This is a genomic window from Pseudooceanicola spongiae (assembly GCF_014899185.1).
Classification (GTDB): domain Bacteria; phylum Pseudomonadota; class Alphaproteobacteria; order Rhodobacterales; family Rhodobacteraceae; genus Pseudooceanicola; species Pseudooceanicola spongiae.
The window spans coordinates 2,767,501-2,790,055 of record NZ_CP045201.1 but is presented as its reverse complement, the minus strand read 5'-3'; the positions used below and the strand labels follow the sequence as shown (position 1 = coordinate 2,790,055).

Genomic DNA, 22,555 nt, shown 5'->3' with positions numbered 1-22,555 from the left:
GTACCCGTAACAATTCGTTAGGTTTTGGACATGATCCAGTAAAAATTGGCGACAAGGCTGGGTTTGTCGCTAGGGTGATCCCCTACGATCCGCTTGAAGGAGAGTGGGGTCCGGCTTGGGAGGGTCGGACAGAGGGAGGAAAGACTGTGACTGCAAGTGCCCAAAACGCGGGCGGAGCCGTGCAATCGGTGCCGGCTCTGCTGGATCGCAACGCCAAGGCCTATCCAAAGAAGGCGGCGTATCGCGAAAAGGAATTCGGCATCTGGCAAAGCTGGACGTGGTCGCAGACGCGCGACGAAATCCGCATGCTGGCGCTCGGGCTGCTGGATCTGGGCGTGGCGCGGGGTGATTTCGTTGCGATCATCGGCTCGAACCGGCCACATCTCTACTGGTCCATCGTTGCGGCGCAGATGATCGGGGCGGTGCCAGTGCCGCTCTATTCCGACAGCGCCGCCGAGGAGATGGCCTATGTGCTGGATCACTGCGGCGCGCGCTTCGTCATTGCCGAGGATCAAGAGCAGGTCGACAAGGTCAGCGAGATCCGCGACCAACTGACCGCCCTGGAGCAGATGATCTACCTCGATCCCAAGGGCATGCGGAAATACGACCACACGCATCTGCATGATTTCGCGGGGGTTCAGGCCCGTGGCAACGCCGCACGCGGCACGCTGACGGCCGAGCTGGAGCGGCGGCAGGGCGCGATCACCTACGATGATATCTGCGTCATGCTCTATACGTCGGGCACGACGGGCAAGCCAAAGGGCGTGGTGTTGTCGAACCGCAACATCATCGAGACCTCGAAAAACTCCTCAGATTTCGACAAGTTGCGTCCGGGGGATGAGGTGCTGGCCTATCTGCCGATGGCCTGGGTGGGGGATTTCATCTTCTCCATCGGGCAGGCCTACTGGACCGGGTTTTGCGTCAATTGCCCGGAAAGCGAGGCGACGCTGATGACCGACCTGCGCGAGATCGGGCCGACCTATTACTTTGCGCCGCCTCGGATCTTCGAGACGCAGCTGACCAATGTGATGATCCGGATGGAAGATGCCGGGCGCTTGAAGAAGGGGCTGTTCGATCACTTCATGGGGCTGGCGCGGCGGGTTGGCGGCGACATCCTTGACGGCAAGCCTGTTGGCGGGCTGGACAGGCTGCGCTACCGCCTCGGCAATGCGCTGATCTATGGGCCGCTGAAGGATACGCTGGGGCTGGGGCGTGTGCGTGTCGGCTATACCGCGGGCGAGGCGATCGGCCCGGAAATCTTTGATTTCTATCGCTCTTTGGGGATCAACCTGAAGCAGCTCTATGGCCAGACAGAGGCCAGCGTCTTTATCACCCAGCAACCCGACGGGCAGGTGCGCAGCGATACGGTGGGCGTCGCCTCGCCCGGTGTCGAGATCCGGATCGGGGACAGTGGTGAGGTCTATTATCGCGGGCCGGGTGTGTTTGAGTACTATTACAAGAACGCCGAAAGCACCGCCTCGACCAAGGATGGCGAGGGCTGGGTGGCGACGGGAGATGCGGGTTTCATCGAGGCCGACACCGGGCATCTGCGCATCATCGACCGTGCCAAGGACGTCGGCAAGATGGCTGACGGGCGGCTGTTCGCACCGAAATACGTTGAAAACAAACTGAAATTCTATCCCAACATCCTGGAGGCCGTGGTCTTTGGCAATGGCCGGGAACACTGCACCGCCTTCATCAACATCGACCTGAACGCCGTTGGCAATTGGGCTGAGCGCAAGAATATCGCCTATTCCAGTTATCAGGAGCTGGCGGGGCATCCTCAGGTGCTCGACGCCATTCAGGCGCATGTCGAGGCGATCAACGCCTCGGTCGCCGAGGATGAGATGCTGTCAGGCTGCCAGATCCACAGGTTCTTGATTTTGCACAAGGAACTGGATGCGGACGATGGTGAGATGACCCGGACTCGCAAGGTGAGACGGCGCATCATCGAGGAGAAATATGCCGATCTGATCCAGGCTCTTTATAGCGACGAGAGCACCATCAGCACCCGCACCGAAGTGACCTATGAAGACGGGCGCAAGGGCCATATCGCAGCGACGTTGCAGCTGCGGAATGCGGCTGTGGTGACGCCTGCACAAATACAGGTGGCCGCAGAATGAGCCTTGCAGAACAATATGTTATGGACACCGAGATGGACAGATCCGAGGGCCACATCACCGAGGATGGTCGCAAGATCGGCGCGGTGATGATGGAGATGCGCAATATCACCCTCAAGTTCGGCGGGGTGGTCGCGATCAAGGACATCTCCTTCGATATCCGGCAGGGCGAGATCCGCGCAATCATCGGGCCAAACGGCGCGGGCAAGTCGAGTATGCTCAACGTTATCAGTGGCTTCTATCACCCGCAGGAAGGCGAGGTCTGGTATAATGGCAGCCGGCGTGCGCCGATGCGGCCCTATCAGGTGGCCCGTCAGGGGATTGCGCGGACCTTCCAGAACATCGCTCTGTTCGAGGGGATGACGGTGCTGGACAACGTCATGACCGGCCGGCTGAACTTCATGAAAACCAACCTGTTCCAGCAGGCTTTCTGGCGCGGCAAGGCCGAGCGGGAAGAGGTGCATAATCGCGAATTTGTTGAGAAAATCATTGATTTCCTTGAGATTCAGGCGATCCGCAAGACCCCGGTCTCGCGTCTGCCCTATGGGCTGAAAAAGCGGGTCGAGCTGGCGCGGGCACTCGCGGCAGAGCCACATCTGCTGCTGCTGGACGAGCCGATGGCAGGCATGAACGTCGAGGAAAAAGAGGACATGTCGCGCTTTATCCTGAACGCGAACGACGAATTCGGCACCACCATTGCGCTGATCGAGCATGACATGGGCGTCGTGATGGATCTGAGCGATCGGGTGGTCGTGATGGATTACGGCAAGAAGATCGGTGACGGCACACCGGATGAGGTGCGCAACAATCAGGCGGTGATCGACGCCTATCTGGGGGTGGCTCATGACTGATCGCCGCACTGCAGCAAGACCTTGGCAAAGCCCGAAATCGGCCTGTCGGTATCTGAACGGTATCGCGTCGGTATCCGGTGGGTATTGCAGCGCAGCATTTTGCCTTGCCGAAAATGACCTTGGGGAGGCGATGTGATGCCGGATCAGCTGCTGTATGCGATGGAGGTTCTGCTGAACGGGCTTATGGCGGGGGTGCTGTATGCGCTGGTCGCTCTGGGCTTCGTGCTGATCTACAAGGCGAGCGGGATCTTCAACTATGCGCAGGGCGTGATGGCGCTGTTTGCCGCCATGACTCTGGTCGGGATCATGGAGGGGCAGGTGCCCTTCGCGCATCTGATCAACGCCGCGTTTGGTACCGATCTGCATGTCTTTGGCTGGCAGCTGTCCGGGCTGATCGGCATCCTGCTGACCGCGGTGGTGATGGTGGTCATGGCCTGGGCGGTGAACCATCTGATCTTTCGCCACCTCGTCAACCAGGAGCCGATCATCCTGTTCATGGCAACCATCGGGCTGGCCTACTTCATGGAAGGCCTCGGAGATCTGATGTGGGGCGCGGACATCAAGAAGCTGGATGTCGGGCTGCCGCAGGGAATCAACGGCTGGATCGACACCACGACTTTCGATGCGTTCGGTTACGGGTTCTTCATCGATAATCTGGATATCTGGGCGACAGTGATTGCCGCCATTCTGGTGATCGCGCTGATGATCTTCTCGCAATACTCCAAGCAGGGGCGGGCCCTGCGCGCGGTTGCGGATGACCATCAGGCGGCGCTCTCGGTGGGGATCAGCCTGAATTTCATCTGGGTGCTGGTCTGGTCCATCGCCGGGTTCGTGGCGCTGGTCGCGGGGATCATGTGGGGCACCAAGAGCGGCGTTCAGTTCAGCCTGAGCCTGATCGCGCTGAAGGCGTTGCCGGTGCTGATGCTGGGGGGATTCACCTCGATCCCCGGGGCGATTGTCGGTGGTCTGATCATCGGCGTCGGAGAGAAACTGTTTGAATTCGCCATCGGCCCGATGGTGGGCGGCGCAACCGAGAATTGGTTTGCCTACGTTCTGGCACTCGTTTTCCTTGTGTTTCGCCCGCAAGGGTTGTTCGGTGAGAGACTGATCGAACGGGTTTGACGGGCACAGTGAGGAGTGCGCCCGTCAGGACTGGCCCGGGAGACCGACTGCGCGCTGTGCGCGACACCCGCCCACCCGGACCTGTCCGGGCACCGGGTGATCACATCAAGACTCTGGGAGGAGTGACGATGACCAAGACAATGATGACCGGAGCAGCCGTGACCTGGAGCGGATTCTGGGTGTTCTGCTACTGGGCCGCGGCAAATGCCCCGATGAAAGAGCGCCATGAGATCGTTATTCTGGTGCTGGCTGGCCTCGGCGTGCTGGGCGCGATCTTTGCCTACAAGCTGATCTGCGCAGGCATCGACTGGGTCGGGCAGACCCCGGACCAAGGCGTCTGAGATGCTGTACCGCGAGGCCGGCGATTTCAAGACCAGCTACGAGGACGACAGCCAGACCTTTCCGATCCGGTTTGACCGGCTGGCGTTTTACGCTGCCCTCGTCGTGGCCTTCGGGATCGTGCCGTTCGTGATCAACGACTACTGGGCCAATGCCGTGGCCCTGCCGTTCCTGATCTATGCAATCGCGGCGATCGGTCTGAACATCCTGGTCGGCTTTTGCGGGCAAGTGAGTCTGGGCACCGGCGGCTTCATGGCCGTCGGTGCCTATGCCACCTACAAGTTGATGACCGCCTTTCCCGAGGTGAACATCTTTTTCCACGTGCTGATCGCGGGGGGCATCACGGCCTTTGTCGGGGTGCTGTTCGGTCTGCCGAGCCTGCGCATCAAGGGCTTCTATCTGGCGGTGGCGACGCTGGCGGCGCAGTTCTTTCTGGTCTGGCTGTTCAACCGTGTGCCGTGGTTTTACAACTATTCCGCCTCGGGGCAGATCTCCGCGCCGGAACGCACGGTGGTCGGTGTCCCGGTGACGGGTCCGCATACCGAGGCCTGGGCGACCTATCTGTTCTGTCTGGTGTTTCTGGCCGGCTCCGCCCTGATCGCGCGCAATCTGACGCGTGGTGCCACGGGGCGCAAATGGATGGCGATCCGCGACATGGATATCGCTGCCGAGATCATCGGGGTGAACCCGCTGCGCGCCAAGCTGAGCGCCTTTGCCGTCAGCTCCTTCTTCATCGGCATCGCCGGGGCGCTGTTCTTCAGTGTCTACCTCGGCGCGGTCGAAGTGGGCGAGGCCTTTGGCATCAACAAGAGCTTTCTGGTGCTGTTCATGGTGATCATCGGCGGGCTGGGGCGGATCTTCGGTTCGCTGGCGGGGGCGGCGTTTCTGGTGCTGCTGCCGGTGCTGCTGAAGAACACGCTGGTCGGCACACTCGGCTGGCCCACGGATCTGGCGGCGCATCTTGAGATCATGATCGTCGGCGCGCTGATCATCGTCTTCTTGGTCGCGGAACCGCACGGGCTGGCGCAGCTGTGGCGGCTGACGAAGGAGAAACTGCGGCTCTGGCCCTTTCCACATTAGGGCCGGAGATCGCGCCGGGAGAGGAGGCCCGGCGCGCAAGAAAAAACATCAGAACATCACTGGGAGGAGACACCTGATGAAGAGACTTTTCGCAAGCGCCGTCGTGGCCACACTGGTGGCAGGGCCTGCCATGGCGGATCTGGTATTCCCGGATCTGAGCTATCGCACGGGCCCTTATGCGGCGAACGGTATTCCGTTTTCGGACGGCTATCAGGACTACATGACCCTGCTGAACGAACGCGACGGCGGCATCGGTGGCGAGCCGATCAAGGTCATCGAATGCGAGACCGGCTATAACACCGAAAAAGGTGTCGAGTGCTACGAGGCGACCAAGGGCGAGGGCGCGTTGCTGTACCAGCCGCTGTCCACCGGTATCACCTATCAGCTGATCCCCAAGGCAACCGCGGATGGAATCCCCGTGCACTCGATGGGATACGGGCGCACTTCGGCCAAGAACGGCGAAGTCTTTCACAACATCTTCAACTATCCGGCGAACTACTGGGACGGCGCGAGCCATGCCATCACAGAGATCCTGAACGAAAATGAAGGCGATATTTCGAACCTCAAAATCGCGCTGGTCTATCACAACTCGGCCTACGGCAAGGAGCCGATCCGCACGCTTGAGGAGCTGTCGAAGAAGCACGGCTATACGCTGACCCTGCTGCCGGTCGATTCCCCCGGTCAGGAACAAAAGAGCCAGTGGCTGCAGATCCGCCGTGAAAAACCGGACTATGTGATCATGTGGGGCTGGGGCGTGATGAACCAGGTCGCCATTCAGGAGGCGGTGAACATCCGCTATCCGATGGACCATTTCATCGGTATCTGGTGGTCAGGCTCGGAAAACGACGTGCTGCCTGCGGGCGAGGCGGCGGATGGCTACAAGGCGCTGACGTTCCACAACCTTGGCAGCGATTACCCGGTCTATGACGATCTGAAGAAATACGTCGTTGATGCGGGCAAGGCGGCCGGGGCAGGCGATCAGCTGGGCACCGCGCTCTATGACCGTGGCATGTACGCAGCGATGCTGGCGACCGAGGCAGCGCGCACCGCTCAGACCATGTACGACACCAAGACTCTGACACCGATGCAGATGCGCGACGGCATGGAAAACCTTGAGATGACGGAGGCGAAGATGGCCGCGCTCGGCCTGCCGAACTTCGGCCCCGAGTTCAAGGTCAGCTGTGCCAACCACGGCGGCGACGGTCTGGGCGCGGTGGCGCAATGGGACGCCAAGGCCAAGACATGGTCGCTGATCACCGACTACTTCCCGGCGGATGACGAGGTTCTGAACCCGCTGATCATCGAGGACAGCACCGCCTTTGCCCAAGAGAACAACATCACTCCGGGCTGCAACTGAGGCAAAAGGCCCCCGGGCGGAACACCCGGCCGGGGGGCACTGAAAAGGGCGAGGGGGGGCGCGATGCTGGACGCAGGCAAGACACAGGAAAACCTGTTGGAAGTGAACAACATCGAGGTGATCTACAACCATGTGATCCTCGTGCTGAAAGGCGTAAGCCTGTCGGTGCCCAAGGGCGGCATCACGGCGCTGCTCGGCGGCAATGGCGCGGGCAAGACGACGACGCTGAAGGCGATCTCGAATCTGCTGCACTCGGAGCGGGGCGAGGTGACGAAGGGCTCGATCCTCTATCACGGCAAGACGGTGCAGCACCGCGATCCGGCCAGTCTGGTCAAGGCCGGCGTCATTCAGGTGATGGAGGGGCGGCATTGCTTCGAGCATCTGACGGTGGAGGAAAACCTGCTGACCGGCAGCTACACCCGCACCGCCAGCCGCGCCGAGATCGACCTCGATCTTGAGCTGGTCTACAGCTATTTCCCGCGCCTCAAGCTGCGCCGCAAAAGTCAGGCGGGCTATACCTCGGGCGGCGAGCAGCAGATGATCGCCATCGGGCGCGCGCTGATGAGCAAACCCGAGACGATCCTGCTGGACGAACCCTCCATGGGCCTCGCGCCGCAGTTGGTCGAGGAGATCTTCACCATCGTGAAGAACCTGAACGAGGAGGAGGGCACGACCTTCCTGCTGGCGGAACAGAACACCAACGTGGCGCTGCGTTTTGCCCACTACGGCTACATCCTGGAATCGGGGCGCATCGTCATGGATGGCCCGGCGGCCGAGCTGCGCGAGAACCCGGATGTGAAGGAATTCTACCTCGGCATGTCCGACGATGGCCGCAAAAGCTTTCGCGACGTCCGCTCCTACCGGCGGCGCAAGCGGTGGCTGTCGTGACCGCGGGTGAACCCGCAACGCAACTGGGGAGGGGCGAATATGACACAGCATTTCGACAGGCTTGAAACGCGCAGCATCGACGCGCGCGAGGCCGCACTGGCGGCAGAGCTACCGCGTCAGATTGCAGCGGCGCAGCGGCTCTCGGGCTATGGCGACAGGCTGACAGGCGTCGATGCGGCCAGCGTGACCACTGTTGCCGCGCTGAGCCGGCTTCCCGTGCTGCGCAAGTCCGACCTGATGCAGGCGCAGCGCGGTCAACCGCCGCTCGGCGGGCTGACGACGCTGCCGGTCAGCGGCTTCGCCCATGTCTTCCAAAGCCCCGGCCCGATCTATGAACCCGGTGGTGCGTCGCATGACTGGTGGCGTATGGGACGCTTCCTGCATGCCTGTGGCATCGGCAAGGGCGATATCGTTCAAAACTGCTTCAGCTATCACCTGACGCCCGCCGGTATGATCTTCGAGAATGGCGCCCGCGCGGTGGGGGCGGCCGTGCTGCCCGCAGGCACCGGCCAGACCGATCTGCAGGCTCGTGCGGCCCACGACCTCGCCGTCACCGCCTATGCTGGCACGCCCGATTACCTCAAGGTGATTCTCGACCGTGCGGAGGAGCTGAACCTGCCGCTACAGATCACCCGCGCCGCCGTCGGCGGTGGCGCCTTGTTCCCGTCGCTGCGGGCGGAGTATGCGGATCGCGGCATCACCTGCCTGCAATGCTACGCCACGGCAGACCTTGGCAATATCGCCTACGAAAGCACGGCGATGGAGGGGATGATCGCCGACGAAGGCGTGATCATCGAAATCGTCCGCCCCGGCACCGGCGATCCTGTCGCGCCGGGCGAAGTGGGGGAGGTTGTGGTGACCACCCTCAACCCCGACTACCCGCTGATCCGATTCGCCACCGGCGATCTCAGCGCCGTGTTGCCGGGGGTCAGTCCCTGTGGCCGTACGAATCTGCGCATCAAGGGCTGGATGGGGCGCGCGGATCAGACCACCAAGATCAAGGGCATGTTCGTTCGCCCCGAACAGGTGGCTGATTTCGTGCGCCAGCACGCCGAGGTCAGCCGGGCCCGCGTCATCGCCCGGCGTCAGAACGAGACGGATATTATGATTGTGCGCATCGAAAGCGACGGCGAAGACGGCGCGCGCTACCTCTCCACGGTGATGCAGACCCTGAAACTGAAAGCCGAGATCGAGATCGTTCCGAAAGGCTCCCTGCCCAACGACGGCCTCGTGATCGAGGATCAGCGCGTCTACGACTAGGCGCGCCAGGCTCCCTCATCTTGCCTGAAATACTTCCGCCGGAGGCTTCCGTCTCCGGCCACTTGCACACGGCACAAAGAAAAAGGGCCGCCAAAGCGACCCTTTCCGGTAAGTCTGTTGCTGCTGTCGCGGCAGCCGGGGCAATCAGCCCTGGCGTGCTTTGAAGCGAGGCTGCGTCTTGTTGATCACATAGACGCGGCCTTTACGGCGCACGACGCGGCAATCGCGGTGGCGCTGCTTCAGCGAGCGGAGCGAGTTGCGAACCTTCATGGTCATCTCCTCTTGTCGCGGCGCGGCTAGCGCCAGTGTTTCGCGGTTGGCAATCCTGCGATTGCCGATGAATTCATGGTGGGCGATACAAGGTTCGAACTTGTGACCCCTTCGATGTCAACGAAGTGCTCTACCACTGAGCTAATCACCCATTACCAGTTTCGGACTGCGCTGTTTCCGCTTGAAGCAGCGCGTATATCCTCGCCAGTTCGGGTCGTATAAAAGGAGTCGATGACGGGATCAAGGGCTTTTGGCATTCCTTTTTTCGAGTAATATCCAAGGGCATCCGGAGTTGTCATGACACGATCCGCCTATGATCTCTTCCGCCCCGAGCGGCTTACCACCAGCGTGGTGTTTGCCTCGCCCCATTCCGGGTGCGATTATCCTGACGATTTGATGCAAAAAACCCGTCTGGACAGGCATCAGGTGCGCTCCTCCGAGGATGCTTTTGTCGATCAGATATTCGCCTGTGCGCCCGAGTTTGGGGCGCCGCTGCTCTGTGCGACGACGCCGCGCGCCTATGTCGATATGAACCGCGCAATCGATGAACTCGACCCGGCGCTGGTCGAGGGCGTGCGGCGACGCGGGCACAATCCGCGAATCGCCTCCGGTCTTGGGGTGATTCCCCGCGTCGTGGCAGGGGGAATGCCGATTTATCACGGTAAACTGACACTGGAGGAGGCTGAGGAACGGCTGGCGCGGACCTGGACCCCCTATCACGCCACGCTGCAGTCGCTGCTGAACGAGGCCCGCGCCGGTTTCGGGGAGGCGATTCTGCTCGATTGCCACTCGATGCCGCATGAGGCGCTGGACGGTGTGGCGCGCAATGCCCGTCGCCGCCCGGAGGTGGTGCTGGGCGATCGGTTCGGCGCCTCTGCGGACAGTTTTCTGGTCGACCGGATCGAGGCCGCCTTTGCCAGCGCCGGATTGAACGTTGTGCGCAATGCGCCCTTTGCCGGGGCCTATGTCACCCAGCACTATGGCCGCCCCGGGCGCGCTCAGCATGCCGTGCAAATCGAGATCGACCGCGCGATCTATATGGATGAGCGCCGGATCGAGCCCTTGCCGAGCTTTGGCTCTTTCGTCGAAGTGATTCGCGGTGTGGTGTCGGAAATCAGCGATCTCGGCCGCGCAGGGCTTCCTCTGGCCGCCGAATAGCCGCCTAGCGCAGGGCGCGGCCTTTGCGGATGGCGTCGGGTCCGAAGCGGGCGCGGATCGCATCGGTGGCGCGCTCAGCCTCGCTGCGGCGGGCGGCGTTGGGGTCCAGCAGGTCGGGGGCGCGATCGGCATCGGCGTCCGAGGTCAGATCCGTCAGCCCGACCCCGATCAGCCGGTAGGGCCCCTGATCCCCGACCGCATCGAACAGCGCGCGCGATTCGCGGTACAGCCGGTCGGCCATCTGGGTGCTGTCGCGCAGCGCATGGCGGCGGGTGATCAGCGAGAAATTGGCGCGCTTCAGCTTCAGCACCACGACGCGTCCCGCGAGGTCCTTGGCCTTGGCGCGGTCCGCCACCTTTTCCGACAGCCGCCACAGATGCCCGTCCAGCAGATCGGGGTCCGAGGTGTCCTCGAAGAACGTCGTCTCGTTTGAGATCGACTTCATCGGCGCATGGGCGGTGACGCGGCGCATGTCCTCGCCCCGCGCCAGGTGCCAGAGGCGGTCGCCCATGGAGCCGAAGCGGGCGGCCAGGTCGCGTTGATCCCAGCGGCGCAGGTCCGCGAAGGTGTGGATGCCTGCGCGGTCCAGCGAGGCCTGTCCCGCCGCGCCGACGCCCCAGATCAGGCGCACCGGCTTGGGAGCGAGAAACTCCAGTGTCTCGGCCTTGCCGATCACCGAAAACCCGTGCGGCTTGTCCATGTCCGAGGCGATCTTGGCGAGAAACTTGTTGTGGCTGAGGCCGATGGAGCCGGTCAGCCCCAGTTCGTCCCGCATCCGGCGGATCAGCCGGGCCAGCATGACGGCGGGCGGGTGGCCGTGCAGACGCTCGGTCCCGGTGAGGTCCAGAAAGGCCTCGTCCAGCGACAGCGGCTCGATCGAGGGGGTCATCTCCTCCATCATGGCGCGGATGGCACGGGAGGCTTCGACATAGGCTGCCATGCGCGGTTTGATCACCACCGCATCGGGGCAGAGCTTGAGCGCCTGAAACATCGGCATGGCCGAGCGGACACCGCGAATCCGCGCCACGTAGCAAGCCGTCGAGACGACACCGCGCCGGCCGCCGCCAATGATCACGGGCTTGCCCGCGAGGTCGGGGTTGTCGCGCTTTTCGACGGAAGCATAGAAGGCGTCGCAATCCATGTGCGCGATGGACAGCGACATCAGTTCGTCGTGCGCGATCACACGCGGGCTGCGGCAGGCGGGGCAGCGCAGGCCAGACGCGCGGGCGGCGTCGAAGTCGGTGAGGCAGTCGCGGCAGAGGGCGTGCATGTGGGCGGGTCACAGATCTGGGAAGGGGGTGCGGTGTGTTGGGTTCATGATATACCCCCGCCATGATGAGGCAAACCGACATTTCAAAAGAAGCGTTTCAGCGCGCACGCGATGTGCATGGCGCCAAGCTGGTGATCTTCTTCGGAGAGGAGATGCCGGTGATCCTGCGCGACGACCGGCCGGATATTGCGGAGCCGGGGATGTTCGACTTTCCCGGAGGCGGGCGCGAGGCGGGGGAAAGTGCGGTGGATTGCGTGCTGCGCGAGACGGAGGAGGAGCTGAGCCTGCGGCTGAGCGCGGCCGATCTGCACTATGGCCGTCTCTACCACGATCACATGGGGCGCGAGGTCTGGTTCTTTGCGGCGCATCTGGGGGCCGAGCGGCGGGCCGAGATCGCGCTGGGGGACGAGGGGCAGTTCTGGCAGATGATGCGGATCGACGACTATCTGACCGATCCCAGAGCGATTGTCCGGTTGCAGTCCCGGCTGGCGGAGTATCTGGCGGGCTGAGCCTGTCGGCCCGCCAGATCGCTTTGCCTCAGATCGCGGCGATTTGCGCCAGGATGGCCTGCGTGGCCATGCGCGGATCGGGCGCGCGCCAGATCGGGCGGCCGACGACGATATGGTCGGCCCCGTCGCGGATCGCGCTGGCTGGCGTCGCAATGCGTTTCTGATCGTCTGAGGCGTCGTCTGCGGGGCGGATGCCTGGGGTGACGATCAGGCGGCCTTCGGCTTCGGGCAGGGCGCGGATCATCGCGGCTTCCTGCGGCGAGGCGATGACGCCGTGGGCGCCGGCCTCGAACGCGCGGGCGGCGCGTTCTGCGACCAGATCGGGGATCGTACCCGCGCGCAGACAGCTGGCATCCAGATCGGCCCGGTCGAGCGAGGTTAGGATCGTCACAGCGAGGATCTTGAGGTCGGTGCCCGCCGCGCCTTCACGAGCCGCGCGCACGACGTGGGGGTCGCCGTGAACCGTCAGGAAATCCAGATCGAACTGCGACAGGCCACGCACGGCAGCCTCGACCGTGGCGCCGATGTCGAACAGTTTCATGTCGAGAAAGATGCGCTTGCCGTGTTCCTGCTTGAGCTCATTGGCGAGGCCAAGGCCGCCGCCTGTCAGCATGCCGAGCCCGATCTTGTAGAAGGAGACAGCATCGCCCAGCTGTTCGGCCAGCTTCAGACCGGCGACGGCATTGGGTACGTCCATGGCGACAATCAGGCGATCATCGGCGGGTTGAGTGTAATCTTGCGTCATCTTGGGACCCCTTGGTGTGCAGCGCGGCCCTGATGCACAGGGCAGGGTTGTCATGCGCAGGCCGGGCGGTCGCGTCAAGGGCGGGGTGCATGTGAGATTTTTCTGCAGGGATTTTTCTGCGGTGCGCCCGAAAAGGCCTTGCCGGGGACGATCCCCGCCCCAAGTCGTAGGGTGAGACAAAAAAAGGGGTCCGGGCATATCTGGTCGGCAGCCGTCGTCCCGGACCCTAGACGCGCTCAGTGTTGCATCCTGTTCCAGAACCGGCCGGTTGAGGCGTCAACCTGGTCTGGCTGCGCTACCCTGTCATGAGACAATGCAGGGCCGCGCGAAAAGCGGATGCGCCGAGCGCATGGCGGAAGAAGCCGAGCGCCCGTTAAGGCACATCAAAGACAGGCATTTTCATTCCGGGTAATGATCTGATCGCTGTTGCTGCTCAAATTACAGCGCGTCTGATCATAGAAGATGGCGGATTGAAAAACGCCTCTCAGGCTTCAAATAAGTAAATCGTACATTGATATTGTGGCGTCGGAGCGATGTCCCGTTGCATGAATTGCAATCTGTGGAACGGTGATCTGACTGGTCTACCCAAGCTTAAGTTTTTATACTTTCGAGAATTAATAAATCTAAAGAAAGTTAATGTCTAGCGTATACTAAGGTTTATCGTGATTTTACAGGTGTATCCGTAGCCTGTGTACAGCCTCCACCGCTGTGGCTCTACGTGGTCGCATACATGGTAAGATGCGGGACAGGCGCAATTGCAGATATAAGCAATGGGGCCTTTCGAACCGATGTTCAGGCTGAAAAGTCTCGAAAAGACGCTCTGACGGTTCCTGACGAAGGTCAGCCTCGCCGCGGTGAGGTGCCGCTCAAAAGGGGCGGCCCTGTCACCAGCGGGCGCGGATCAGGCTGCGCGGCGCAGCAAACGGTCCCAAAGGGCATTGGTGGCCTGGTGCACGATGGCGGGCAGGTTTTCGAACCCGTGCATGTCGGGGCGGCGGGCACGCATCGCGGTGTCATCGCGGGTATGGCGACGGCGGGCCATGTCGACGACAGCGGCGCTGACATCGGTGTAATCCATGGTGATCGGGCCGCGCAGTGAAATCGGGTAAGTGAAGGCTTCTCCACGATCGTAAAGCGTCACGGAGGCCTCGAAGGCCCGGTCTGCGGGGTTGTAACGGATCGTCGAAATGCGTGTCTTGGTCGTCGTCATGAGGACCTCCTGCTCGCTGGTTTTCTGCTCTGTGCCTGTCCCTTGCACAGACGAAACGGTCGAACCCGCCAGAGAGTTCCCAGAGAGTTCCCTATCGGTTCCGGACCCGGCTTGAACCCGCCGATGGCGCACCCCATCTCTGGTCAGGAGGTTCCAACCCGGTCATGCCTCGTGAAGGGTGCCGGCCCGAGGAACGCTTGCAACAAAGGAGAGACACCCATGGACTTGACCAAGTTCACGGAGCGGTCGCGCGGCTTTATTCAGGCGGCGCAAACGATCGCCATTCGGGAAAACCATCAGCGGCTGCTGCCCGAGCATATTTTGAAAGCCCTGATGGATGACGAGGAAGGCCTCGCCAGCAATCTGATCGGCAAGGCCGGTGGTGACGCGAAAGCTGTCACTCAGGCGCTGGCTGTGGCGCTGAAGAAGGTGCCGGTGGTTGGGGGCGATTCCGGCCAGACCTATATGGACAACCAGACCGTCAAGGTGATCACCGAGGCTGAGAAGGTCGCGAAACAGGCCAAGGATACCTTTGTGCCGGTTGAGCGCCTGTTGACCGCGCTTGCGCTGGTCAAAGGCGGCGCGCGCGATGCGCTCGAGGCCGGGGGCGTCAGCGCGCAAAAGCTGAACGCCGCGATCAATGACATCCGCAAGGGTCGCACGGCGGATACGGAAAGCGCCGAGGATACCTTTGAAGCGCTCTCGAAATACGCACTCGATCTGACGGCGCGCGCCGAAGAGGGCAAGATTGACCCTATCATTGGTCGCGACGACGAGATCCGCCGCGCCATGCAGGTGCTGTCGCGCCGCACCAAGAACAACCCGGTGCTGATCGGGGAACCCGGCGTCGGGAAAACCGCGATTGCCGAGGGCCTCGCCCTGCGCATCGTCAACGGCGATGTGCCTGAATCCTTGCGCAACAAGCGCCTGCTGGCGCTCGACATGGGCAGCCTGATTGCCGGTGCGAAATACCGCGGGGAATTTGAGGAACGGCTGAAGGCGATCCTCAAGGAAATCGAAGCGGCTGCGGGCGAGGTGATCCTGTTCATCGACGAGATGCACACCCTGGTCGGGGCCGGCAAGGCCGACGGCGCGATGGATGCCGCCAACCTGATCAAGCCCGCTCTGGCGCGGGGCGAGCTGCATTGCATCGGCGCGACCACGCTGGATGAATACCGCAAGTATGTGGAAAAGGACGCCGCTCTGGCCCGTCGTTTCCAGCCCGTTATGGTGTCCGAGCCGACGGTCGAGGACACGATCAGCATCCTGCGCGGCATCAAGGAAAAGTACGAGCTGCACCATGGCGTGCGGATCAGCGACTCGGCTCTGGTGGCGGCGGCGACGCTCAGCCATCGCTACATCACCGACCGCTTTCTGCCCGACAAGGCGATCGACCTTGTGGACGAAGCCGCCAGCCGCCTGCGGATGGAGGTCGACTCCAAGCCTGAGGAACTGGATCAGCTGGATCGCAACATCCTGCAGATGCAGATCGAGATCGAGGCCCTGCGCAACGAGGATGACGCCGCCAGCAAGGACCGTCTGGAAACGCTGGAACGCGATCTTGCCGATGTGCAGGAGCGTTCGGACAGCATGACGGCCAAATGGCAGGCGGAACGCGACAAGCTGGCTGGGGCGCGCGACCTCAAGGAGCAGATCGACCGGGCGCGGGCGGACCTTGAGATCGCCAAACGCAACGGCGACCTCGCCCGCGCGGGCGAGCTGTCCTATGGCATCATCCCGCAGCTTGAAAAACAGCTGGGCGAGGCCGAAGAGCAGGAAGCCGAAGGCGTCATGGTTGAAGAGGCCGTGCGGCCTGAGCAGATCGCTCAGGTGGTCGAGCGCTGGACGGGCATTCCGACCGCGAAGATGCTGGAGGGCGACCGCGAGAAGCTGCTGCGCATGGAAGACGGCCTGCATAAGCGCGTCATCGGCCAGAATTCGGCTGTTCGCGCGCTGGCCAATGCGGTGCGCCGGGCGCGTGCCGGTCTGAACGACGAGAACCGGCCCTTGGGCTCGTTCCTGTTCCTCGGGCCGACGGGTGTGGGCAAGACCGAGCTGACCAAGGCCGTGGCCGAGTACCTGTTTGACGACGACAACGCGATGGTGCGCATAGACATGAGCGAATTCATGGAGAAGCACAGCGTAGCGCGTCTGATCGGCGCCCCTCCGGGCTATGTCGGGTATGACGAAGGCGGTGTGCTGACCGAGGCCGTGCGGCGCAGACCTTATCAGGTGGTGCTGTTTGATGAGGTCGAGAAGGCGCACCCCGATGTCTTCAACATCCTGCTGCAGGTGCTGGACGATGGCGTGCTGACCGATGGTCAGGGGCACAAGGTCGACTTCAAGCAGACGCTGATCATCCTGACGTCGAACCTCGGCGCGCAGGCGCTGAGCCGGTTGCCCGAAGGGGCTGATGCCGGTGAGGCCAAGCGCGATGTTCTGGACGCGGTGCGGGCGCACTTCCGCCCCGAGTTCCTGAACCGTCTGGACGAGATCATCGTGTTCGACCGTCTGGCGCGCAAGGATATGGCCGGGATCGTCGACATCCAGATGTCGCGCCTTTTGAAACGTCTGGCGGCGCGCAAGATCACGCTGCAGCTGGACGATGGCGCGCGCAAATGGCTGGCGGACGAAGGCTATGACCCGGTGTTCGGGGCGCGACCGCTGAAACGTGTGATCCAGCGCGTGCTGCAGGATCCGCTGGCCGAGGCGTTGCTGGCGGGCGATATCCGCGATGGCGACACTGTGCCGGTGACCGCAGGAGCCGAAGGGTTGCTGATCGGCAACCGGGTCGGCGCCAGCGATCGCGGCAAGCCGGATGAAGCGACGGTGCACTGAAACGGCTGTGGTGCCGGGCCTGAGCCTGCTGAAAAGATGGGCGTGACGGTCCGGCGCTGCGGGCGATTCAGCCACAAAAGTCTGTGGAGACTAGAGATTGACGCGGTCGGAACCTCTGGCCGCGTCAATTGCATCTTTGTGCAATTGCGGCTGGTCTGCCGCCTTGGCAAATGTCCTCGTGTTGGGACACCGAAAATCCAACATAATATTTTAAATCAATTTATTCAGAGTGGCGACCTGAAGTCGGGTCGCCACTTTTAAACCCGCAAATTTTAAATCCAGACGGCCCCTCAGATCACCTGCATCCTCATCGCCATCGCGACGGCCTGCGCATTGCTGCGTGCGCCCATCTTGGCGCGCATGGCGGCAAGATGATGTGCCGTGGTGCGATCGGCCAGGCTGAGGCGATCTGCAATCTGCTGCACCTGAAGACCTTCGGCCAGAAGGTTCAGCACATCATATTCGCGCGCAGACAATCCGTACCGCTGGCGCGAGATGTCGCCAACATTCATGCTGGTGACGGCAATTTCCGCGATCTTGGAGATGTGGGCGGCATGCTCCAGATAGGCGCGGTCATGTTCAGCAGAGGATTCGCCCGGCTCCTGCACAAAGCTGATGCCGGCATAAAACCAGCCATTGCCATAACGGGTGCGCCGCATCCGGAAGGTGACACCGCTGCGCAGGCCGTAGTCGTTGACGATGTTGATCTTTTTGCGGTGTTTTTCGGTCATCAAGGGCGAATGGTAATCCGTCGCCAGCTCGGACCACATCTTGGGACGATCAGAGGCAAGGCAGTGATCAATCAGGGGGTCGGCCAGCTCATGTGCATTGGCGTCGATGATGGCGGAGTATTCCGCGCCCATCCGCGAATGCGCGGCGCGGTCAAACAAGGTCAGATCCTGATTGAGGTAGCCTTGGGTATAGTGAAACCGGGTGTAGCCAAAGGGGCGCGCTACATCCGCCAGAATCGCAAAGCTGTCGGCCGCAGAGCGCGCGGCGGCGAACTTTGCAGACAGATCTGTCAGAATGTAACTTTGCGTGTTCATCAGCGTAAAAATCTTATCTGGGCAACCGGGTGAGCACTTCGGTGTGTTTCATGGAGGCTCTTGGTCCGCGGACCGGCCGAGAGTCAGAATGACGGGGCGGTTGAGCATTTTTCTGCCGCTCAGTTCAAGACTAATACGCGCGCGTGTCAAGTTTTCATAGAGTTCCGGTTGCTGCGCCATGACCTGTCGGACATTGTGCCGGGAGAGCGGAGAATCCGCGAGAGGAGTTACGGTATGGAGCTGGTCGCCCCAGTTGTTGAATGGCTGATCGTGGCCTTTGTGTTTGCCATGGGCCTAGCGGCGCTTGCCGTGGTCGTGATGTTCCTGCTCGACATCAGCCAGCGCGAGGATGCCGTTCGGCGGAATTATCCCGTGATCGGGCGGTTCCGCGGCATCTTCACCAAGCTGGGAGAGTTCTTTCGCCAGTACTTCTTTGCCATGGATCGCGAGGAGATGCCCTTTAACCGCGCGCAGCGTGACTGGGTCTATACGGCGGCCAAGGGTCAGGGGAATACGGTGGCCTTCGGTTCGACCAAGAACCTGTCGATCCCCGGCACGCCGATTTTCGTCAACGCGGTGTTTCCGCCGTTGGATGACCAGTTCGCCCTGACCAAGCCGTTGCAGATCGGCCCCTATGCGCGACACCCTTATATGGCGCCGTCGATTTTCAATATCTCGGGAATGTCCTTTGGGGCGTTGTCACAGCCCGCCGTCGAGGCGCTGAGCATGGGCGCGAAAGAGGCCGGTATCTGGCTGAACACGGGTGAGGGGGGGCTGTCGCCGCACCATCTGGTAGCCGAATGCGATATCGTGTTTCAGATCGGCACGGCGAAATTCGGGGTGCGCGATCACGATGGCAACCTCAGCGACGACAAGCTGCGCGCCGTCGCCTCGAAACCTCAGGTGCGGATGTTTGAGCTGAAGCTGGCGCAGGGCGCCAAGCCCGGCAAGGGCGGCATCCTGCCCGCCGCCAAGATTGACGCCGAAGTCGCCGAGATCCGGGGCGTGCCGATGGGCAAGGATGCGGTGTCGCCGAACCGCCATGCCGAGATCGACAATTTCGGCGATCTGCTGGACGTGATCGGCCATATCCGCGACGTGACGGGCAAGCCGGTCGGCTTCAAGACCGTCATCGGCTCTTCGGACGCCTATGAGGAGTTGTTCGAGATGATCCGCGCCCGTGGCCCGGAATGCGCACCCGATTTCATCACCATTGATGGCGGCGAGGGCGGTACTGGCGCTGCCCCGATGCCGCTGATGGATATGGTGGGGATGCCGCTGCGCGAGGCTCTGCTGCGCATGGTCGACATGCGTGACAAGTTCGGCCTGAAAAACCGCATCCGCATCATCGCCAGCGGCAAGATGGTCAACCCCGGTGACGTGGCCTGGGCAATCTGCGCGGGGGCCGATTTCGTCACCTCTGCGCGCGGGTTCATGTTCTCGCTCGGCTGCATCCAGGCGCTGAAGTGCAACAAGAACACCTGCCCGACGGGCATCACCACCCACGATCCGCACCTGCAACGCGGTCTGGTGCCCGAGCGCAAGTACATCAAGGTCGCGAACTTCGCCAAGGCCGTGGTGAAGGAGGTCGAGATGATCGCCCACTCGGTCGGCGTGGCCGAGCCGCGCCTGATGCGCCGCCGCCATGTGCGCATCGTGCAGGCCAACGGAGATTCCATCGTGCTGCGCCACATTCGCCCCAGCTTTGGCGGCGACGATCTGCCCGCATCGCTCAACCCCAATACCGCCCCGGTCCAGGCCCCGGATTCACGCAAGTAAACGGGGGCTGCCCCGTCGGACCCGGTGCAAATGTTTCGCAATGGCCACGCAGACGTTACCATTCCTTATTTTGACGAAACTGAAAGCCGGGGTAGGACGTAGTTTAACTGAGAGTTAGGACAGGAGGACCTCATGGCGCGGAACTGGAACGGCAAACTGACCGAGAACGACGTCACACCCGAGGGTTTGTACCTGAACCGGCGGCAGATCATGGCGGGCGCGATGGCTGGCCTTGGGATCGGCTCGATCGCGGGGCCGGCCTTTGCTGCGCCCACGGGGCTGACCCCCAATACCCTCGAAGAGATCACCAACTACAACAACTACTATGAGTTCGGCACCGGCAAGGAAGACCCCGCCGAAAACGCCCATAGCCTTGTCACCTCGCCTTGGAGTGTCGAGATCAACGGCCTGGTCGACCGGCCCGGCACCTATGCGCTGGAGGATATCCTCAAGGGCAAGGACATCGAGGAGCGGATCTATCGGCTGCGCTGTGTCGAGGCCTGGTCGATGGTCATCCCCTGGAACGGGTTTCAGCTGAGCGCGCTGCTGGATCAGGTCGGGGTGCAGTCGGGCGCGAAATACGTCGCCTTCGAGACTGCCTTCCGCCCGGATGAAATGGTCGGTGTCTCGCGTCCCGTGCTCGACTGGCCCTACCGCGAGGGGCTGCGTCTGGACGAGGCGATGAACCCGCTGACGCTGATGGCGACCGGCCTTTATGGCAAGGACCTGCCCGCGCAGAACGGCGCGCCGCTGCGTCTGGTGGTGCCGTGGAAGTACGGCTTCAAGTCGATCAAGTCGATCGTGCGGATCACCCTGCAGGAAGATCAGCCCTTCACCAGCTGGAAGGATGCCAACCACCGGGAATACGGCTTTTACAGCAACGTGAACCCGACAGTGGATCACCCCCGCTGGAGCCAGGCCACCGAGCGGGTCATCGGCGCAGGGCTCTTCGGCAGTCGTCGTGAGACGGATATGTTCAACGGCTACGGGGACGAGGTGGCCAGCATGTATTCCGATCTGGACCTGCAGAAGAACTACTGAGATGGCATTGTCCCTTCCCCTGCTGCCCGGTGTCGTCGCCGATCCTGTCAATCGCACGCTGCGCAAGGTCCCTGCATGGCCGCTCTATATCCTTGGGGCGGTGCCGCCGGTGATCCTGTTCTGGGCCGGTGTCACCGGGCGGCTCGGGGTCGATCCCGTCAAGGACATGGAGCATCAGATGGGCGAATGGGGGCTGTGGCTACTGATCGCCGGGCTCTGTGTCACGCCGTTGCGCCGTTATGCAGGGATCAGCCTGCTGAAGTATCGCCGCGCACTTGGATTGCTGGCCTTCTTCTATATCCTCGGGCACCTGCTGATCTGGCTGGTGCTGGATGTGCAGATCCTATCGCAGATCTGGGCTGATATCGTGAAGCGACCCTATATCACGGTCGGCATGGGGGCCTTCGTGTTGATGATCCCGTTGGCGGTCACGTCGAACAACCGCTCGATCCGCAGGCTGGGCAAGACATGGCGGCAGCTACACAAGCTGGTCTATGCGACGGCCTTGCTCGGGTCACTGCACTTTATCCTGCTGGTCAAAGGCTTTCAGATCGAACCCTACATCTACATGGGGGCGATCCTTGCTCTGCTGGCATTGCGACTGCCCCTGACGGGAAAGCGCCGCAGCCTTCGCACCGCCTGATTTTTGGAGTGAGCTGACATCGGGCGGATCGCGCAAGCGGCCCGCCTGACATGCTTTTCCACTCTCGCACGTCTGGAAAAGCGGGCGGTGGCACCTTGGGACTTGGGTGAATCAGCGTCCAAAAGTAGCACATAGTACTCGAAGAGGCCTTCGAAGCAGCGGGAAATCCTGCGCCGGGTGGTCCTGATCTCTCAATGCCAGCGGTTTTAGTGCAAAAATTCAGATTTTTTGCTGTTATAAATATCTGTAGTTAAACGCTAATAATGCGATCTGCGGAATTTGTGACGTTTCTTTGAATTTTATGCTTGCGGGTAAAAGTTGGAAACCTTAGAACCCCCTTCACCGGCGGCGCTGAGGTGCATGTCGGGACGCGGGATGGGATAGACGGACTGAAGTGGCGATGCTGCTGAGGGATTTCTTGATCGTCAGGCGTGTAAGAAATTCAGAGGTAAGGACGGGCGGCGCGCCGATAGTTTAGGGCGCACTGGTTGTTTTTGTCTCTACGCTCTTTGAAATTGCGAGTATCTGAAGAGATATGTGGGCGGTTTGGATCATTTCGATGATCAACGCTGCATATCGCGCTCTTAGGCTTTCGGGCCGATGATAGAGTGACAGCTTCACTGTTTGGACGGCTTTCGGTACCTTTGGTACCAAAGCACAACAAACAGAGACGACCCGGACTAGCCTCCGGGTCAACAGATGTGCAGAGGTTCGAACGTCAGGGATAGCAACGTAAGTTGCTTTCAACTTGAGAGTTTGATCCTGGCTCAGAACGAACGCTGGCGGCAGGCCTAACACATGCAAGTCGAGCGCTCTCTTCGGAGGGAGCGGCGGACGGGTGAGTAACGCGTGGGAACGTACCCTTCTCTACGGAATAGCCTCGGGAAACTGAGAGTAATACCGTATACGCCCTTCGGGGGAAAGATTTATCGGAGAAGGATCGGCCCGCGTTAGATTAGATAGTTGGTGGGGTAATGGCCTACCAAGTCTACGATCTATAGCTGGTTTTAGAGGATGATCAGCCACACT

General features: G+C 61.6%; 19 protein-coding genes, 1 tRNA gene and 1 rRNA gene (1 of these 21 cut by a window edge). 15 read left to right on the top strand and 6 right to left on the bottom strand.

Features of this window, described 5'->3' with window-relative positions; translation table 11 throughout:
- Positions 1 to 146 precede the first annotated feature (146 nt).
- The 8 genes from F3W81_RS13155 (at position 147) to F3W81_RS13120 (ending at position 9,017) form a co-directional block, all read left to right on the top strand.
- Positions 147 to 2,123: an AMP-binding protein gene (locus tag F3W81_RS13155; RefSeq protein WP_226941676.1), complete on the top strand. Its 1,977-nt coding sequence runs from the start codon at positions 147 to 149 to the stop codon at positions 2,121 to 2,123.
- Positions 2,120 to 2,971 carry an ABC transporter ATP-binding protein gene (locus tag F3W81_RS13150; protein ID WP_193079597.1) on the top strand — a complete coding sequence of 284 codons (852 nt, stop codon included), beginning with the start codon at positions 2,120 to 2,122 and terminating at the stop codon, positions 2,969 to 2,971. The genes F3W81_RS13155 and F3W81_RS13150 overlap by 4 nt, the downstream gene beginning before the upstream one ends.
- Positions 2,972 to 3,106: 135 nt before the next feature.
- Positions 3,107 to 4,093 carry a branched-chain amino acid ABC transporter permease gene (locus F3W81_RS13145; RefSeq protein ID WP_193079596.1) on the top strand — a complete coding sequence of 329 codons (987 nt, stop codon included), beginning with the start codon at positions 3,107 to 3,109 and terminating at the stop codon, positions 4,091 to 4,093.
- A 128-nt stretch (positions 4,094 to 4,221) separates the two neighbouring features.
- Entirely contained in the window at positions 4,222 to 4,434 is a 213-nt protein-coding gene (locus F3W81_RS13140) for a hypothetical protein (RefSeq protein ID WP_193079595.1), read from the top strand.
- Position 4,435: 1 nt separating this feature from the next.
- Entirely contained in the window at positions 4,436 to 5,512 is a 1,077-nt protein-coding gene (locus F3W81_RS13135; RefSeq protein ID WP_193079594.1) for a branched-chain amino acid ABC transporter permease, read from the top strand.
- A 76-nt stretch (positions 5,513 to 5,588) separates the two neighbouring features.
- Complete coding sequence (locus tag F3W81_RS13130) at positions 5,589 to 6,869, top strand: ABC transporter substrate-binding protein (protein ID WP_193079593.1); 1,281 nt, start codon at positions 5,589 to 5,591, stop codon at positions 6,867 to 6,869.
- Between the two features lie 63 nt (positions 6,870 to 6,932).
- Complete coding sequence (locus F3W81_RS13125) at positions 6,933 to 7,757, top strand: ABC transporter ATP-binding protein (protein WP_193079592.1); 825 nt, start codon at positions 6,933 to 6,935, stop codon at positions 7,755 to 7,757.
- A 39-nt stretch (positions 7,758 to 7,796) separates the two neighbouring features.
- Positions 7,797 to 9,017, top strand: a complete 1,221-nt coding sequence (locus F3W81_RS13120; RefSeq protein ID WP_193079591.1) for a phenylacetate--CoA ligase family protein — start codon at positions 7,797 to 7,799, stop codon at positions 9,015 to 9,017.
- A 144-nt stretch (positions 9,018 to 9,161) separates the two neighbouring features.
- Here the strand turns inward: F3W81_RS13120 and ykgO are convergent, their stop codons facing one another.
- A complete protein-coding gene (gene ykgO / locus F3W81_RS13115; RefSeq protein ID WP_072857948.1) occupies positions 9,162 to 9,287 on the bottom strand; it encodes a type B 50S ribosomal protein L36 in 126 nt (41 codons plus the stop codon).
- A gap of 76 nt (positions 9,288 to 9,363) precedes the next feature.
- A tRNA-Val gene (locus F3W81_RS13110) sits at positions 9,364 to 9,438 on the bottom strand.
- 146 nt (positions 9,439 to 9,584) lie between these two features.
- On the opposite strand from F3W81_RS13110, the gene F3W81_RS13105 reads away from it, so the two are divergent.
- The gene (locus tag F3W81_RS13105) at positions 9,585 to 10,445 is read left to right on the top strand and encodes an N-formylglutamate amidohydrolase (protein WP_193079590.1); all 861 of its coding nucleotides are present in this window, start codon (positions 9,585 to 9,587) and stop codon (positions 10,443 to 10,445) included.
- A gap of 4 nt (positions 10,446 to 10,449) precedes the next feature.
- Here F3W81_RS13105 and F3W81_RS13100 read toward each other — a convergent pair whose 3' ends face one another.
- Positions 10,450 to 11,715, bottom strand: a complete 1,266-nt coding sequence (locus F3W81_RS13100) for a DNA polymerase IV (RefSeq protein ID WP_193079589.1) — start codon at positions 11,713 to 11,715, stop codon at positions 10,450 to 10,452.
- 62 nt (positions 11,716 to 11,777) lie between these two features.
- On the opposite strand from F3W81_RS13100, the gene F3W81_RS13095 reads away from it, so the two are divergent.
- A complete protein-coding gene (locus F3W81_RS13095; RefSeq protein ID WP_193079588.1) occupies positions 11,778 to 12,224 on the top strand; it encodes an NUDIX domain-containing protein in 447 nt (148 codons plus the stop codon).
- Positions 12,225 to 12,252: 28 nt separating this feature from the next.
- Here F3W81_RS13095 and pyrF read toward each other — a convergent pair whose 3' ends face one another.
- Together pyrF and F3W81_RS13085 are read right to left on the bottom strand one after the other, a co-directional pair.
- Positions 12,253 to 12,969 carry an orotidine-5'-phosphate decarboxylase gene (gene pyrF / locus F3W81_RS13090; RefSeq protein ID WP_193079587.1) on the bottom strand — a complete coding sequence of 239 codons (717 nt, stop codon included), beginning with the start codon at positions 12,967 to 12,969 and terminating at the stop codon, positions 12,253 to 12,255.
- Between the two features lie 901 nt (positions 12,970 to 13,870).
- The gene (locus F3W81_RS13085) at positions 13,871 to 14,179 is read right to left on the bottom strand and encodes a hypothetical protein (protein WP_193079586.1); all 309 of its coding nucleotides are present in this window, start codon (positions 14,177 to 14,179) and stop codon (positions 13,871 to 13,873) included.
- A gap of 219 nt (positions 14,180 to 14,398) precedes the next feature.
- Between F3W81_RS13085 and clpB the strand changes: the two genes are divergently transcribed.
- Entirely contained in the window at positions 14,399 to 17,017 is a 2,619-nt protein-coding gene (gene clpB, locus F3W81_RS13080; RefSeq protein ID WP_193079585.1) for an ATP-dependent chaperone ClpB, read from the top strand.
- 290 nt (positions 17,018 to 17,307) lie between these two features.
- Here clpB and F3W81_RS13075 read toward each other — a convergent pair whose 3' ends face one another.
- Positions 17,308 to 18,063: a helix-turn-helix transcriptional regulator gene (locus tag F3W81_RS13075; RefSeq protein WP_193079584.1), complete on the bottom strand. Its 756-nt coding sequence runs from the start codon at positions 18,061 to 18,063 to the stop codon at positions 17,308 to 17,310.
- A 234-nt stretch (positions 18,064 to 18,297) separates the two neighbouring features.
- Between F3W81_RS13075 and F3W81_RS13070 the strand changes: the two genes are divergently transcribed.
- The 4 genes from F3W81_RS13070 to F3W81_RS13055 all read left to right on the top strand — a co-directional run.
- The gene (locus F3W81_RS13070) at positions 18,298 to 19,842 is read left to right on the top strand and encodes an FMN-binding glutamate synthase family protein (protein WP_193079583.1); all 1,545 of its coding nucleotides are present in this window, start codon (positions 18,298 to 18,300) and stop codon (positions 19,840 to 19,842) included.
- A gap of 132 nt (positions 19,843 to 19,974) precedes the next feature.
- Positions 19,975 to 20,883 carry a protein-methionine-sulfoxide reductase catalytic subunit MsrP gene (gene msrP / locus F3W81_RS13065; RefSeq protein WP_193079582.1) on the top strand — a complete coding sequence of 303 codons (909 nt, stop codon included), beginning with the start codon at positions 19,975 to 19,977 and terminating at the stop codon, positions 20,881 to 20,883.
- A 1-nt stretch (position 20,884) separates the two neighbouring features.
- Positions 20,885 to 21,526: a protein-methionine-sulfoxide reductase heme-binding subunit MsrQ gene (gene msrQ / locus F3W81_RS13060; RefSeq protein ID WP_193079581.1), complete on the top strand. Its 642-nt coding sequence runs from the start codon at positions 20,885 to 20,887 to the stop codon at positions 21,524 to 21,526.
- Positions 21,527 to 22,270: 744 nt separating this feature from the next.
- Positions 22,271 to 22,555 (top strand): 16S ribosomal RNA (locus F3W81_RS13055) (it continues 1,179 nt past the right edge of the window).